General features: G+C 63.1%; 15 protein-coding genes and 1 pseudogene. 7 read left to right on the top strand and 9 right to left on the bottom strand.

What is annotated here, in order from left to right:
• The 6 genes and pseudogenes from I8N66_RS08500 to I8N66_RS08475 all read left to right on the top strand — a co-directional run.
• Nucleotides 1-107, top strand: a pseudogene (locus I8N66_RS08500) (5-dehydro-4-deoxyglucarate dehydratase); the annotation flags it as partial.
• A gap of 16 nt (nt 108-123) precedes the next feature.
• Complete coding sequence (locus tag I8N66_RS08495; RefSeq protein ID WP_291152125.1) at nt 124-1,266, top strand: mandelate racemase/muconate lactonizing enzyme family protein; 1,143 nt, start codon at nt 124-126, stop codon at nt 1,264-1,266.
• Complete coding sequence (locus I8N66_RS08490; RefSeq protein WP_291152122.1) at nt 1,263-2,135, top strand: amidohydrolase family protein; 873 nt, start codon at nt 1,263-1,265, stop codon at nt 2,133-2,135. The genes I8N66_RS08495 and I8N66_RS08490 overlap by 4 nt, the downstream gene beginning before the upstream one ends.
• 130 nt (nt 2,136-2,265) lie before the next feature.
• On the top strand, nt 2,266-3,243 hold the full coding sequence (locus I8N66_RS08485) for a TRAP transporter substrate-binding protein (RefSeq protein WP_113538791.1): 978 nt from the start codon (nt 2,266-2,268) through the stop codon (nt 3,241-3,243).
• Between the two features lie 79 nt (nt 3,244-3,322).
• Nucleotides 3,323-3,844, top strand: a complete 522-nt coding sequence (locus I8N66_RS08480) for a TRAP transporter small permease (protein WP_291152118.1) — start codon at nt 3,323-3,325, stop codon at nt 3,842-3,844.
• Nucleotides 3,845-5,125, top strand: a complete 1,281-nt coding sequence (locus I8N66_RS08475) for a TRAP transporter large permease (protein WP_291152115.1) — start codon at nt 3,845-3,847, stop codon at nt 5,123-5,125.
• A 69-nt stretch (nt 5,126-5,194) separates the two neighbouring features.
• On the opposite strand, the gene I8N66_RS08470 is transcribed toward I8N66_RS08475, so the two are convergent.
• The 3 genes from I8N66_RS08470 to I8N66_RS08460 all read right to left on the bottom strand — a co-directional run bounded on the left by I8N66_RS08470 (nt 5,195) and on the right by I8N66_RS08460 (nt 6,911).
• Nucleotides 5,195-5,527 carry a tetratricopeptide repeat protein gene (locus I8N66_RS08470; RefSeq protein ID WP_113538788.1) on the bottom strand — a complete coding sequence of 111 codons (333 nt, stop codon included), beginning with the start codon at nt 5,525-5,527 and terminating at the stop codon, nt 5,195-5,197.
• Nucleotides 5,528-5,552: 25 nt separating this feature from the next.
• Entirely contained in the window at nt 5,553-6,149 is a 597-nt protein-coding gene (locus I8N66_RS08465; protein WP_291152110.1) for a flavin reductase family protein, read from the bottom strand.
• Nucleotides 6,150-6,302: 153 nt separating this feature from the next.
• Entirely contained in the window at nt 6,303-6,911 is a 609-nt protein-coding gene (locus tag I8N66_RS08460; protein ID WP_291152107.1) for a superoxide dismutase, read from the bottom strand.
• Between the two features lie 119 nt (nt 6,912-7,030).
• Here I8N66_RS08460 and I8N66_RS08455 point away from each other — a divergent pair, with 119 nt between their 5' ends.
• On the top strand, nt 7,031-7,690 hold the full coding sequence (locus I8N66_RS08455) for a metalloregulator ArsR/SmtB family transcription factor (RefSeq protein WP_291152104.1): 660 nt from the start codon (nt 7,031-7,033) through the stop codon (nt 7,688-7,690).
• A gap of 65 nt (nt 7,691-7,755) precedes the next feature.
• Here the strand turns inward: I8N66_RS08455 and I8N66_RS08450 are convergent, their stop codons facing one another.
• The 6 genes from I8N66_RS08450 to I8N66_RS08425 all read right to left on the bottom strand — a co-directional run bounded on the left by I8N66_RS08450 (nt 7,756) and on the right by I8N66_RS08425 (nt 12,835).
• Entirely contained in the window at nt 7,756-8,523 is a 768-nt protein-coding gene (locus I8N66_RS08450; RefSeq protein WP_291152101.1) for a 3-hydroxyacyl-CoA dehydrogenase, read from the bottom strand.
• Between the two features lie 103 nt (nt 8,524-8,626).
• Complete coding sequence (locus I8N66_RS08445) at nt 8,627-10,393, bottom strand: penicillin-binding protein 2 (protein ID WP_291152097.1); 1,767 nt, start codon at nt 10,391-10,393, stop codon at nt 8,627-8,629.
• Between the two features lie 270 nt (nt 10,394-10,663).
• A complete protein-coding gene (locus tag I8N66_RS08440; protein WP_291152094.1) occupies nt 10,664-10,984 on the bottom strand; it encodes a FliM/FliN family flagellar motor switch protein in 321 nt (106 codons plus the stop codon).
• Nucleotides 10,985-11,139: 155 nt separating this feature from the next.
• Nucleotides 11,140-11,487, bottom strand: a complete 348-nt coding sequence (locus I8N66_RS08435; protein WP_291152091.1) for a hypothetical protein — start codon at nt 11,485-11,487, stop codon at nt 11,140-11,142.
• 293 nt (nt 11,488-11,780) lie between these two features.
• A complete protein-coding gene (locus tag I8N66_RS08430) occupies nt 11,781-12,050 on the bottom strand; it encodes a hypothetical protein (RefSeq protein WP_291152088.1) in 270 nt (89 codons plus the stop codon).
• Nucleotides 12,047-12,835 carry a DUF899 domain-containing protein gene (locus I8N66_RS08425; RefSeq protein ID WP_291152085.1) on the bottom strand — a complete coding sequence of 263 codons (789 nt, stop codon included), beginning with the start codon at nt 12,833-12,835 and terminating at the stop codon, nt 12,047-12,049. Before I8N66_RS08425 ends, I8N66_RS08430 begins: the two co-directional genes overlap by 4 nt.
• Between the last annotated feature and the right edge of the window lie 207 nt (nt 12,836-13,042).

Below are 13,042 nucleotides of genomic sequence, written 5' to 3'. Positions count from 1 at the left end.
TGCAGGGCTTCAATGCCGGTCCGGTGCGTGCGCCGCTGAAGGACCTCAGCGAAGATGAGGTCGCAATGCTCGACGCGCTGATCGGCGCAAACAAGCGCCACAAGTGAGCGCGGGGGATAGCCCATGAAGATCGTCGCCGTCCGCACCCACCTCCTCGAACATCGCCTGGCCGTGCCCTTCGAAAGCGCGTCCATGCGCTTTGATCGCCGCGCCCATGTGCTGGTGGAGATCGAATGCGACGATGGGACTATCGGCTGGGGCGAATGCCTGGGGCCGGCGCGGCCGAATGCCGCCGTGGTGGCGGCCTATTCCCCCTGGCTGATCGGTCAGGATCCGCGCCAGACGGAAAAGCTCTGGGGGATCCTCTACAATGCGCTTCGTGATCAGGGGCAGCGCGGTCTGACGATCACGGCGCTGTCCGGCATCGACATCGCGCTCTGGGACATCAAGGGCAAACACTACGGCGCCTCGGTCTCCATGCTGCTCGGCGGCCGCTGGCGCGAAAGCGTTCGCGCCTACGCCACCGGCAGCTTCAAGCGCGATGGCGTCGATCGCGTCTCCGACAATGCGATGGAGATGGCGGAGCGGCGGGCGCAGGGCTTTCACGCCTGCAAGATCAAGATCGGTTTCGGCGTCGACGAAGACCTGCGCGTCATCCGCGCGGTGCGTGAGGCGATCGGCGACGACATGCGGCTGATGATCGACGCCAACCACGGCTACACGGTCACGGAGGCGGTCCGGCTTGGCAAGGCTGCGGCGGAGTACGACATCGACTGGTTCGAGGAGCCGGTCGTTCCGGAACAGCTTTCCGCCTATCGCGAAGTCAGGGCGGGTCAACCGATACCGGTCGCCGGCGGCGAGACCTGGCACGCGCGCTACGGCATGTGGCCGGCGATCGAAAGTCGCGCCGTCGATATCGTGCAGCCGGACCTCTGCGGCTGTGGCGGATTCTCCGAAATGGCGAAGATCGCAAGCCTTGCGACCCTGCATGGCGTTCGGGTGGTTCCGCATGTCTGGGGCACCGCCGTTCACCTTGCCGCAGCACTGCAGTTCATGGCGGCGATGACCCCGGACCCGGTGCGGGTAAACCCGATCGAGCCGATCATGGAGTTCGACCGCACCGACAATCCGTTCCGACAGGCCGTGTTGAAGACGCCGATCGAAGCGGTCAACGGTGTCGTCGCCATCCCCGACGCACCCGGGCTCGGCATCGAGATCAATCGCGACGCACTCGCTCAGTTCAAGATGCCCGAGATCGCAAGATGATCGAGCGCATCCTGACCGGCCGTCCGCCTGAACCCCGCCTGCCGAAGGGCACGGTCGATACGCAGATGCACATGTACCTGCCGGGCTTTCCCTCGCTTCCGGGTGGTCCGCCTTTGCCTGTCGAACCGTTGCCGGATACTTTGGCCTATCGCCAGGTGATGGCCTGGCTCGGTATCGACAGGGTGATCATCACCCAGGGCAACGCCCACCAACGGGACAATGCCAATACGCTCGCCTGCGTGGCCGAGATGGGGGATACCGCGCGTGCCGTCGTCGTCATCGACGAAACCACGTCCGATGCGGACATGCGCGCACTCGGCGAAGCCGGTGCCGTCGGTGCGCGCATCATGGACCTGCCGGGTGGAGCGGTGGGGCTCGATGCGCTGGAGGCGGTCGATGCGCGGGCCCATGCTGCGGACTGGATGATCGCCGTGCAGTTCGACGGCAACAGGCTGCTCGATCATCTGCCACGGCTGGAGCGCATCCGGTCGCGCTGGGTGTTCGATCATCACGGCAAGTTCTTTGCCGGGGTCGGTCCGGATGGACCCGAGATCGCAGCTCTGCTGAGACTGATCGACCGCGGCAACGTCTGGTTCAAGTTTGCCGGTGTCTACGAGAGCTCGCGCGCGGGTTGGCCCTATGAGGACGTGGCTGGTTTCTCGCGCAGGATCGCGGACCACGCCCCGGAACGCATCATCTGGGGCTCGAACTGGCCGCACAACATGATCCGGAAATCGGAAGATTATCCCGATGACGCGCGGCTTACCGAACTGGTACTCGGCTGGCTTGGAGACGACCGGGCGCGACATCTGGCCCTCGTCGAAAACCCGGAACGCCTGTTCAAACTGCCCGCCTTCGCGGCGACGTGATTTCTGCCCGCGACGGGAGCTGGGAGGCTCCTTGTCGGGCCCAACGACATGGAGATTTCGCATGCCGGCCCGGACGGGCAGCAACTCGGTCTTGGGAGAGGCCGAAGCACGACTAGAGGAGGAGGAAAACATGAAGAAAATTGCAAGCATGCTTTGCGTCGCCATGGGGCTGGCGTTTGCCGGCACAGCGGCGCAGGCGCAGGAAATCACCCTGCGTTCGGCGGACATCCATCCGGACGGCTACCCAACGGTCGAGGCCGTCAAATACATGGGGCAACTGCTCTCCGAGCGCACCAACGGGCGGATCAAAGTCGAGGTCATGAACAATGGCGTGCTCGGCGGCGAGAAGGACACGATCGAGCAGACCCGCTTCGGCGTCATCGACATGAACCGTGTGAACGCCGCGCCGTTCAACAATCTCGTCAAGGAGACGATGGTTCTCGGCATGCCGTTCCTGTTTCGCTCCACCGAGCACATGCACAAGACGGTGGACGGCCCGATCGGCGACGAGGTGCTGGCCGCATTCGAGCCCCATGGTCTCATCGGTCTGGCTTTCTACGATTCCGGCGCCCGTTCCTTCTACACCACCAAGAAGCCGATCGAGAAACTGGCCGATCTCAAGGGCCTGAAGATCCGCGTGCAGCAATCCGATCTCTGGATCGCCATGATGCAGGCCTTCGGCGCCAACCCCACGCCGATGCCGATGGGCGAGGTCTACTCTTCGCTTGAGACCGGGGTCGTCGATGGCGCCGAAAACAACTGGCCGTCCTATGAGTCCGCCCGCCATTTCGAGGTCGCCAAGAACTATTCGCTCACCGAACATTCGCTCAACCCTGAAATCCTGGTCATTTCCAAGATGAGCTGGGACAAGCTTTCCCCCGAGGATCAGGCTCTGGTTCGCCAGGCGGCCAAGGACTCCGTCGGCAAGATGCGCGAGCTCTGGAGCGCCCGCGAGAAGGTCTCGGAAGAAAAGGTCCGCGCCGCCGGTGCGAACGTCATCAAGGTCGACAAGGAAGAGTTCGCAGCCGCCATGGGTCCGGTCTACGACCAGTTCGTCAGCGACCCGAAACTCAAGGACCTCCTCGAGCGGGTGAAGGCGGTCAAGTGACAGCAGTGGGGCCGGTTCCAGGATTGGAGCCGGCCTTCGCAATTGTTCATCGGATCGCTCTTGCGGAGGAGGAAGAGACATGCGTCGTTTCATGCGGGCGACACGCCCGCTTCTCGGGGCGCTGAGCCGCGCGTCGCTCTACATTGCCGGCACCGGCATGGTCGCCATGACTTTGATCGTCGGCTGGCAGGTCTTTGCCCGCTACGTGTTGAACGACTCGCCAAGCTGGTCTGAACCCTTGGCCCTTCATCTGATGGCCTGGTTCATCATGCTCGGAGCCGCCGTCGGCGTGCGCGAAAGCGTACACCTCGGCCTCGATGTCATCCGCCATGTGATGAAGCCCTCGGTGCAGATAGCCATGGATCTGGCGAGCCTTGGCCTGATCGTCGTCTTCGGCGCATCCATGGCCTATTACGGGCTGCTTCTGTGCGCCGGCACATGGACGGCGACGATCCCCGTTCTCGGATGGCCGGGAGGGGTCGACTTCTTTCCGCTCATTGTCGGCGGCTTGATGATTGCCCTGTTTGCCGCCGAGCGTTTCATCGATCTCATTCTGGGTGTCGACGTCGCAGCAGATGTTGTCCTGCAGGAGATGGCCTGAATGGCTTACACTATTCTTTTCGGGGTCTTCACCCTCCTGATGTTCATCGGCATGCCGATCGCCTTCTGCCTGGGCATCGCGTCGTTTGCCACCGTGCTCTATCTCGGCCTGCCGCCGGTGGTGGTGTTCCAGCAATTGAATTCCGGCATGAACATCTTCGCCATGATGGCGATCCCGTTCTTCATCTTCGCCGGCGACCTGATGGTGCGTGGCGGCATCGCCAACCGGCTGATCCAGTTTGCCGCCGGGCTCGTCGGCCACCTGCGCGGCGGTCTCGGCCAGGTCAACATCGTCGCCTCTACGCTCTTCGGCGGCATTTCCGGTTCGGCGGTGGCGGATGCCTCGGCGGTCGGCGGTCTGATGATCCCGCAGATGGCAAAGCGCGGCTATGACCGCGACTATGCCGTCAACGTCACGGTCAACGCAGCGATCATCGCGCTGATGATCCCGCCGTCGCACAACATGATCCTCTATTCGATCGCAGCCGGCGGCAACGTCTCCGTCGCTGATCTCTTCACCGCCGGCATCATTCCGGGGCTGCTGCTGGCGCTTGCGTTGATGGCGACGGCCTACGTCGTCGCGAGGCGTCGCGGCTATCCGGCAGAACCTTTTCCGGGCTTTTCCAAGCTCTTCTACTATCTGCTCGCCTCCTTCCCCGGCATCGTTTTGATCGGCATCATCTTCGGCGGCGTGCGCTCCGGCGTCTTCACGGCAACCGAAAGCTCCTGCATCGCGGTGCTCTACGCCTTCCTGGTCGCCATGCTCGTCTATCGCGAACTGGATTGGGCAGGCTTTATCGAGGCGGTGATGGGGGCGGTGCGGACCACCGCCATGGTGCTGCTTGTCATCGGCATGGCGGCGTCCTTCGGTTGGCTGATGGCGTTCCTGCAGGTGCAGGCGCTGATGATCAGCGCGATCGGCGCGATCTCGGAAAACCCGATCATCGTGCTGCTCGTGATCAACATCATCCTGCTGTTCCTCGGCACCTTCATGGACATGGCGCCGATGGTGATCATCTGCACGCCGGTGCTTCTTCCCGTGGTCAAGGCCTTCGGCATCGATCCCGTGCATTTCGGGGTGGTGATGATCCTCAATGCTGGCATCGGCCTCAACACGCCGCCGGTGGGTACGGTGCTCTTCGTCGGCTGCGCCGTTGGCGGGATTTCCATTCGCGAGGCAATGCGCACCATCTGGCCGTTCTTCGGTGCCAGCATCGCGGTGCTGATGGCGGTGACCTACATTCCGGCCCTGTCGCTGTGGCTGCCCTCGGTCTTCCGGTGAGTTGACCCTTCGCGCTTTATCCGGGCTCGGTATCTCTGCCGGGCCCGAGCTACGCTTGCGGTGGGCGGGCTATTCGTTTCCGTTGGCGGCCGCGCACTGCCGCTCCAGGCGCTTCAGGAAGACGCCGATTTCCTTTGCTGCCTGCAGATCGCCCTTCCGCTCCGCAACCGCTCGCCCCTCGCGCCAGACCTGAATGGCCTCCTGGTGACGGCCGAGCTTGTGCAGGATTGCGCCGCGCAGCTTCCAGGCTGCCGAATAGTCCGGGTCGAAGGCGATCGCCCGCTCGGCATGGGCAAGTGCGGTATCGAGATCTGCCTCCTGAAGGCAGATGCTGCCGAGTGTGAAACGCAACAGGGCGTCATCCCGGCCGTCCTGTAAGAGCTTTTCGAGCACTTGCCGCATTGCGTCCTCCTACGTGATCGACCGTTCAGGCCGCAGGTTTGCTTGGGACCATGGTCGCATGCCCGTTGCTCGGCTGCGTCGGCAACGATCTCGCCCTGTCGAGAGACTGATATCGCCGGCGGCTCCAGATCAAGGGGTCGGCATGGGTGGAAGTCTCGGTTGCGACAATTGTTCCGACGAACAGCATGTGGTCGCCGACCTCGATCGAGGCGCTGAGCAGGCAGTCGAGCGCAGCGGCGGCTCCGAGAAGCCTTGGCCGTCCGCTCGGCCAGTCGGCCCATACGCCGATGAGGTAGCGCTTGGACGCTTCGATCTTGCCGGCGAAAGCATCCGCGATCAGGTCCTGTCCCTCTGCCAGCATGGCAAGCGAGAACCCCTGTTCTGCGGCGATCAGTGCGGCAAGAGGACTGTCCGCCCTGATCGAAACGACGATCGACGGCGGGTTGGCGGAAAGCGAGAAGGTGGCCGTCACCGTGCGGCCGAGACTGTCTGCTCCCTTGCCGGCGCTTGCCACGCAGACCGTGGCGGCGAGATGCGACAGGGTGTTGGCGAACTCCGGTTTCGACACGGCCATGTCGGCGTGGGCGTCGATCTCGACGGAAAGCGGAGGTGTCTGGCGCATAGGTCTTGTTCCAACTGAGGATAACCCGTGGCGGCGGGGAGACGCCACGGGGTCTGCAGAAGCCCAGGCTCAGGCGGGGGCGAGAGGGCTGCTGCAAATTCTCTGCCAACCGATCCGCAAGCCAGTTCCGGCGTCGCGGCGCTCGGCGGTCCGTCAGGCGGACTTCAATTCCGCCTCGGCAAACTCGTAGTTGGCAAGCTTGTCGAGGAAGTTCGACGTGTAGTCTGGCCGGCGGTTGCGGTAGTCGATGTAATAGGCGTGTTCCCAGACATCGAGACCGAGCAGCGCCTTGCCTTCGTTGGTGGCGACCGGATTGGAGCCGTTGGCGGTCTTCGTCACCTTGAGCTTACCGTCGGTGCCGAGCACGAGCCAGGCCCAGCCCGAGCCGAACTGGCCGGTTGCGGCCGCCTTGAAGGCATCCTTGAAGCTGGCGACGCTGCCGAAGTCTTCGGTGATCTTCTTTTCGAGCGTGCCGGGGATCTGGCCGCCCTTCGGTGAAAGGTTGTTCCAGAACAGGATGTGGTTCCAGTGCTGGCCAGCATTGTTGAAGACCGGGGCGAGCTCCGCCTTGCCGTGGCTGAGGCGGATGATCTCCTCCAGCGACAGGCCGGCGAGCGATGCGTCTTTCTCGACAAAACCGTTCAGGGCCGTGACATAGGCCTGGTGATGCTTGCCGTGATGGAACTCGATCGTTTCGGCGCTCATGCCGTTTTCGGCGAGCGCACCGGGAGCATAGGGAAGGGCGGGAAGTTCGAAGGCCATGATGAATTCCTTTGCGGGCGGGACACTCTCGACGGATCTCTTGTCTGCGAACGGAGGAGAGTGTATTTAGCAAGACAATTCTTTGTAAAACCGCACGCGGAAATATGTCAAGCGATCCCTTGTTAAATTTGAAGCAAAGCAGCGGCCGCACGCCGGGCGAGCGCATCACGCTGGCGCTCAAGCTGCATGGCCCGCAGACGGCGGCTGCGCTCGGCAAGCGTCTGACGATTACCGGCGAGGCCGTGCGCCAGCAGCTTGTCCGCCTTGCCGAAGATGGCTTCGTCGTCTCATGGTCGGAGGCGAAAGGTGTCGGTCGTCCCTCGCAATTCTGGGGGCTGACTGCAGTCGGCCATGCGGAGTTTCCCGATACGCATGCGGAGCTTACCGTCCAGCTGTTGCGGACGATCCGGCAGACGCTGGGCGAGGGGGCGATCGACCGGCTGATCGCAGCGCGCGAGGACGAGACCCGGCAAAACTACAGCGCGGCGATGGCGGAGAAGGCGGGCCTGCGTGAACGGGTCGACGAGCTGGTGCGGCTACGGTCGCAGGAAGGCTATATGGCTGCCTGCGAGGATCCTGGTGACGGTACGCTGCTGTTCGTCGAGAACCATTGTCCGATCTGTGCCGCCGCGACCAGTTGCCAGGGCTTCTGTCGGGCGGAGTTGAGCGTGTTCCGCGCGGTGCTCGGCCCCGGTGTCGAGGTCGAGCGCGCCGAGCATATTCTCGCCGGCGCGCGCCGCTGCGCCTATATCGTCAGGCTGGCGGATCGCGCCGCCTGAACCACGGCGACAAGGGCTGACGCAGCGCCGGGCCGAAGGCCGGCGCTGCGTCAAATCTGTTCCCGTTAGCGCGCGCCCATGCGCAGGGCACCGTCGAGGCGGATGACTTCCCCGTTCAGCATGCGGTTCTCGCAGATGTGCTGCACGAGTGCCGCAAACTCGTCCGGTTTGCCGAGGCGCTGTGGGAAGGGCACGCTCTTGCCGAGCGAATCCTGCACGTCCTGCGGCATGCCGGCCATCATCGGAGTTTCGAAGATGCCAGGCGCAATGGCAACGACGCGGATGCCGTGGCGCGCGAGTTCACGCGCGATCGGCAAGGTCATCGAGACGACGCCGCCCTTGGATGCGGCATAGGCCGCCTGGCCGATCTGGCCGTCGAAGGCTGCAACCGATGCGGTGTTGACGATGACGCCGCGCTCGCCGTCCTCGCCCGGCTCCTCCCGCTGGATCGCCTCGGAGGCAAGCCGCAGCATGTTGAAGGTGCCGATCAGGTTGATACCAACCGCGCGCGAAAAGCTCTCCAGCCGATGCGGGCCGTCGCGGCCGAGCACCTTTTCGCCGGGCGCGATGCCGGCACAGTTCACCAGCCCATGGAGATGACCGAAGCGACCCAGCGCCGCGGCAACGGCGGCGGCGCCATCCGCTTCATTGGTGACATCCGTCTTCTGGAAGAGGGCGTTGCTGCCGAGTTCCTCGGCCATCTTCTGGCCGGCCTCGGCGTTGACGTCGGCAAGCACCACGCGAGCACCCTCGCTATGCAGCCGCCGGGCGACGGCAGCGCCAAGGCCCGAACCGCCACCGGTCACAATAAAGACTTTTCCATCGATCAGCATGCAAGGCTCCTCCCGTACCGGATCGTGTCGCTACGACATAACCTCGCCGGGACGTGAAGCCAAGTGCAGTGATGTCGCGTTGTTCCGGTCCAGCAAGCGGCTCTCAGAAGTCCGCAACGAGGTGCGGCTCGCGTTCAGGCCCGAAGCGTGGCTGGACGCCGAGGAAGGAGCCGGCGCGGCTGATGATTTCCCTGACGACCGGAGCCGCGGTGTGGGCTGCCTGACGCCCCCCTCTCTCGCCCGTCAGCGGCGCATCCACGATCGAAAGAACGATGTAGCGTGGGTTGTCCATGGGGAAACCGGCGAGAAAGGCGTTGAAGTTCAGGTTCGTGGCGTATCGGCCGTTGATGACCTTGTCGGCGGTTCCGGTCTTGCCGCCCACATGGAAGCCGGGCACCTGGGCGTGGCGGCCGGAGCCCACCTGGCCGTTGCGGTTGTAAAGATAGCGCATGTCGGCGCTCGTCGTCGCCTGCAGCACTTGCTGCGCCTGTGCCTTCGCCGTCTCGGCGGACCTCGGAAGGAATGTCGGCGAGATCAGGTTGCCACCGTTCAGGAGAGCGGCAGCGGCGACGGCGGTTTGCAGCGGTGTGGTCGCGACGCCGTGCCCGAAGGATATGGTCACCGAATTGATCTTCTTCCAGCTGCGCGGCTGCGTCGGCGTTGCGGCACCCGGCAGCTCGGTTTCCATCTTGGAAAGAAGCCCGAGCTTGGTGAGAAAGGCTTGGTGTCCTTCGATGCCGACCATGTCCGCCACGGCGGCGGTTCCGATATTGGAGGAATACTGAAAGACTTCGGGAATGGTGAGGGGGCGATACTTGCCGCGAAAATCCTTGATGGTGAAACCGCCCATGCGGATCGGTCGCGATGCATCGACCACGGAGTTGAGGCTGATCTTGCCGGCGTCCAGGCCCATTGCCAGCGTGAAGCTCTTGAACGTCGAGCCCATCTCGAACGTCGCATTGCTCATCCGGTTGAACCAGCCCTTTTCGTATTCCTTGTCGACCTTGCCGTCCGGCAGTGTCCGCGAAGGCTGGTTCGGATCGTAGTCGGGAACCGAAGCCATCGCGACGACTTCACCGGTCTCTACATCCAGAACCACGGCGCCGGCGGCTTCTGCCTGATAGTCGATCATGGCGCGGGCAACCGCTTCTCGGACGATGCTCTGGACGCGAAGATCGATCGAGAGCCTGACCGGCTCGAGCGGGGTGTTGCCGGTCAATCCTGCCGCGCGGAGGTCGGCAAGGCCCTGCTGATCGATATAGCGCTCCATGCCCTGCAGGCCCTGATTGTCGACATTGACGTGCCCGAGGATATGCGATGCCGTCGAGCCACCCGGATAGAAGCGCCGCTTTTCCGGCCGGAAGCCGATGCCGGGAATGCCGAGCGCCAGGATGTCGGCCTGCTGGCGTGGCGTGAGCTGCCGTCTCAACCATTGGAAGGCGGTGCCGGAGCGAAGCTTCCGGTGCGTGTCGCGCCAATCGAGATTGGGGATGACGGTCGAGAGCTTCTCGACGACTTCGTCCGCATCCACGATCTTCCGCGGCTCGGCATAGAGCGACTCCATGTTGACGTCGGTGGCGAGCAGCTCTCCATGCCGGTCGATGATGTCAGGGCGAGAGGCGACGGCATGGTTGGTGGCGTTGATCCACGCCGTATCGACCGGTTTTTCCAGTCCGTACTGGATCAGGCGGCCCACGATCACCAGAAAGATCACGGCAAAACCGGCGATGATGATGCCGAGCCGTTGCCTGGCCTGTGTTCTCCGGCCCAGCGTGGTGCCGACGACCGCTCCGCTTTTGCCACTGACGTTTCGTTTCAGGGAAAAATGGGCCCGGCTTTTCAGCCGGACGGCGAGAGAGATCAATGTCATTCCGAACGCATCCAGATCTAAGCCAACCGAAGCCACGGGATCGGTCTGCCAGCCGGCACACCGAAGAAGGCAGTCGGGTGGGTATTAAAAGAGGATAGGCTTTGCCTGTGCGGCTAAAATTGTTCGGTATTTCCTAACAACAGATTAACCCTTGCGCGTTCTGGTTGCTGTTCCACAGGCAATTGGCGGCAAGCCGCCTTTAAATCGGACCACCAGCCAAAACGGGAAGGACTTCGAGAGGTTGCCGACATGGAACGCGCAAAATCGCAACTAGCGCTGCGCGATCGGCGTTATCTCGATGATCTTGATGCCGACAGCGTTGCTGGATTCGTCGTAGACGATCTCGCCTCGGCCGATGACCATGCCGTTGACCTTGAGCTCGACCGGATCGCCGAAATTGCGGTCGAGATGGATCGTGTCATCAGGATGGAGTTTCGAGATCTGGGAGACGGTCAGCTTGGCGCGACCAATGACTGCCTCGATCGCCAGCGGGATACCCTGGACCGCGCGCTCGCTCATTACCGACCGGCTCTCAAGCGCAGGGCTCTCATCGAGCTCGACCAGCTCATCCTGTAGCTTCTTGTTAATCATTCTGCACCATCCAAAGCACTGATTCACGACTCTTTAACAAAGAGTTGCGCCAGTTCGCCCTGGGTAGCAACCGTGGCTAAATGGGGGTTCTTCCTGCCTCGCAAGCGAGCGTTAACAAACAGTTAACATCCACAACGCGCGACCGGCAGAAGGCCTCAAAGCGTCACCGCGTTCCAGTTTCCGTCCCGTTTTTGGAAACCGATCATGCGGCGGCCGTTCGGCAACTTGTCGCCGAGCCGCACGACATAGACGTAGCCCTCGTACACCATCAGCCCCTGATCGCCGTTGCTATAGAGGATCTCGAAGGCTGGCGGGTTGTTCGGGGAAGCGCCTGCATCGGTCGACGGCTCGATCGCGGCCACTTCCGAGGGAGCGCTTCGGGGACCAACGAGATAGTAGAGTGACGACGCAAGGGCGGCGACGCCGAGGAAGGCGCCGACCAGCGCTGGCACCAGGCGCACCTTGAAACCCTTTGGCGTCGGCTGAGGTGTGGCAACACTCACGTTCGTTTCCCCGATTTGATCAATACGTCCATCGAGACCGTTCTCAGGCGAGGCCCCGGCGGCCATTACAGACAATGCTGTTGGTGGACGGCCGGATCTGCCTTGCGGATACGTTCCCTGCTTAGATCGAAGACGTCATGACCTCTCCGAATCAGCAGCATGCCCATTCGCCGGTATCAGGGACATACGGTCCCGGTCGTTTCCACACCTTTTGAGTGTCCACAAGATCGGCCCCACTTCGCCTTCAAGTAGGGCCGATCAGATGCTTTGCCAGGGGATATGCTCAGTCGCCTTCAGGCTGCTTCGCGCTTGCCGCTCTGGATGAGCCGCAGCCATGGGGTCAGGTGGAAGACGCTCATCAGCATGTACATCACCGTCATCCCGCCGATCTGCAGTCCTTGCTCGCCGGCGCATAGCATCTGCCCGACGTCCGAGCCGCCTGCGCCGACCAGGATCGCCATCAGCGCGAAGGTCGGTGCGGCCGCAAGGGCGAGCCCGTCGGCCACCCTCCGTGCGGCCGTCCGGGGAAGATCCCGTGCGCCGACAGAGAGGCTCGCGCTCATCGCGCCGAGCTCGCGCCCTGGCTTCGCATCGCTGCCTCGCCGGCATCCGAGACCTCGACCCAGCGCCGATCGGGTGCGGCGCCTTCGACATAGCTGTCGTTCCAGTTCCACCACTTGTAGGTCGGGGTCTGGGGATAGCCTTCGGGAGAGTCTTCCCAGACTTCCTGCCGGCCAAGCGGCGTGATGTCGAGATAGTTCCAGGTGCCGCCCATCTGTTCGTCACCACGGTTGTTGATGAAGTAGGTCCGAAACAACCTGTCGCCGTCGCGGAAGAACACGTTGTGGCCGTGCCACTCGTCGACACCGAAATCGAGGTCGAAGCTGTCGGTGATGGTGTACCACGGCATCGTCCAGCCCATGCGCGCCTTTAACCGCGCGATGTCCGCCTGCGGCGCGCGCGAAGTGAAGACCAGCGTGGTGTCGCGGGCGTTGAGGTGGGAGAGATGCGCGACCTGGTCGGCGACCATGGAGCAGCCGCGGCAAGCGTGCTCGGGCCAGCCATGGACGCCCGGTTCGTAGAAAGCGCGATAGACGATCAACTGGTGCCGGCCGGCAAAGAGATCCAGCAGGCTTTCCTTACCCGCAGGCCCTTCGAAGGCATATTCCTTCGTGACCGCCATCCATGGCATGCGCCGGCGCTCGGCAGCGAGCGCATCGCGGGCATGCGTGTGTGCCTTTTCCCTGACGAGCAGGTTCTGGCGCGCCTCTTCCCAGGCCTGTTGCGAGACCACCTGCGGCTTCTGCATGGCGGGCTGGGCGGTCGGATTCTCGACTGTCTTGTTCATGACGTTCAATCTCCTCGTTTTTGCCGAAGCCCGTATCGCGCGGCCGGAGCGCCGGAATACAGGTCATCGCGCCGTCATCGAGGGTAGTTTGGCACCACCGATCAAATGCCGGGAGTAACAACTGTGACGGTATTATTCCGGGCGACTCGATGGGCTCTAGGGCGGCGACCCCGCCGCCCTAGAGCCCGGCTAGCCGCAGTTCGCCGA

Source organism: Ensifer sp. SSB1 (assembly GCF_016652895.1).
Lineage (GTDB): Bacteria > Pseudomonadota > Alphaproteobacteria > Rhizobiales > Rhizobiaceae > Ensifer.
Note: the sequence above shows the minus strand (reverse complement) of the source record. Positions and strands in the feature narration are given on the sequence as shown.

Excerpts from the sequence above, each read along its gene's own strand:
- I8N66_RS08495 (WP_291152125.1), top strand. The coding sequence starts at position 124 with ATGAAGATCGTCGCCGTCCGCACCCACCTCCTCGAACATCGCCTGGCC.
- I8N66_RS08490 (WP_291152122.1), top strand. The coding sequence starts at position 1,263 with ATGATCGAGCGCATCCTGACCGGCCGTCCGCCTGAACCCCGCCTGCCG.
- I8N66_RS08485 (WP_113538791.1), top strand. The coding sequence starts at position 2,266 with ATGAAGAAAATTGCAAGCATGCTTTGCGTCGCCATGGGGCTGGCGTTT.
- I8N66_RS08480 (WP_291152118.1), top strand. The coding sequence starts at position 3,323 with ATGCGTCGTTTCATGCGGGCGACACGCCCGCTTCTCGGGGCGCTGAGC.
- I8N66_RS08475 (WP_291152115.1), top strand. The coding sequence starts at position 3,845 with ATGGCTTACACTATTCTTTTCGGGGTCTTCACCCTCCTGATGTTCATC.
- I8N66_RS08470 (WP_113538788.1), bottom strand. The coding sequence starts at position 5,527 with ATGCGGCAAGTGCTCGAAAAGCTCTTACAGGACGGCCGGGATGACGCC.
- I8N66_RS08465 (WP_291152110.1), bottom strand. The coding sequence starts at position 6,149 with ATGCGCCAGACACCTCCGCTTTCCGTCGAGATCGACGCCCACGCCGAC.
- I8N66_RS08460 (WP_291152107.1), bottom strand. The coding sequence starts at position 6,911 with ATGGCCTTCGAACTTCCCGCCCTTCCCTATGCTCCCGGTGCGCTCGCC.
- I8N66_RS08450 (WP_291152101.1), bottom strand. The coding sequence starts at position 8,523 with ATGCTGATCGATGGAAAAGTCTTTATTGTGACCGGTGGCGGTTCGGGC.
- I8N66_RS08445 (WP_291152097.1), bottom strand. The coding sequence starts at position 10,393 with ATGACATTGATCTCTCTCGCCGTCCGGCTGAAAAGCCGGGCCCATTTT.
- I8N66_RS08440 (WP_291152094.1), bottom strand. The coding sequence starts at position 10,984 with ATGATTAACAAGAAGCTACAGGATGAGCTGGTCGAGCTCGATGAGAGC.
- I8N66_RS08430 (WP_291152088.1), bottom strand. The coding sequence starts at position 12,050 with ATGAGCGCGAGCCTCTCTGTCGGCGCACGGGATCTTCCCCGGACGGCC.
- I8N66_RS08425 (WP_291152085.1), bottom strand. The coding sequence starts at position 12,835 with ATGAACAAGACAGTCGAGAATCCGACCGCCCAGCCCGCCATGCAGAAG.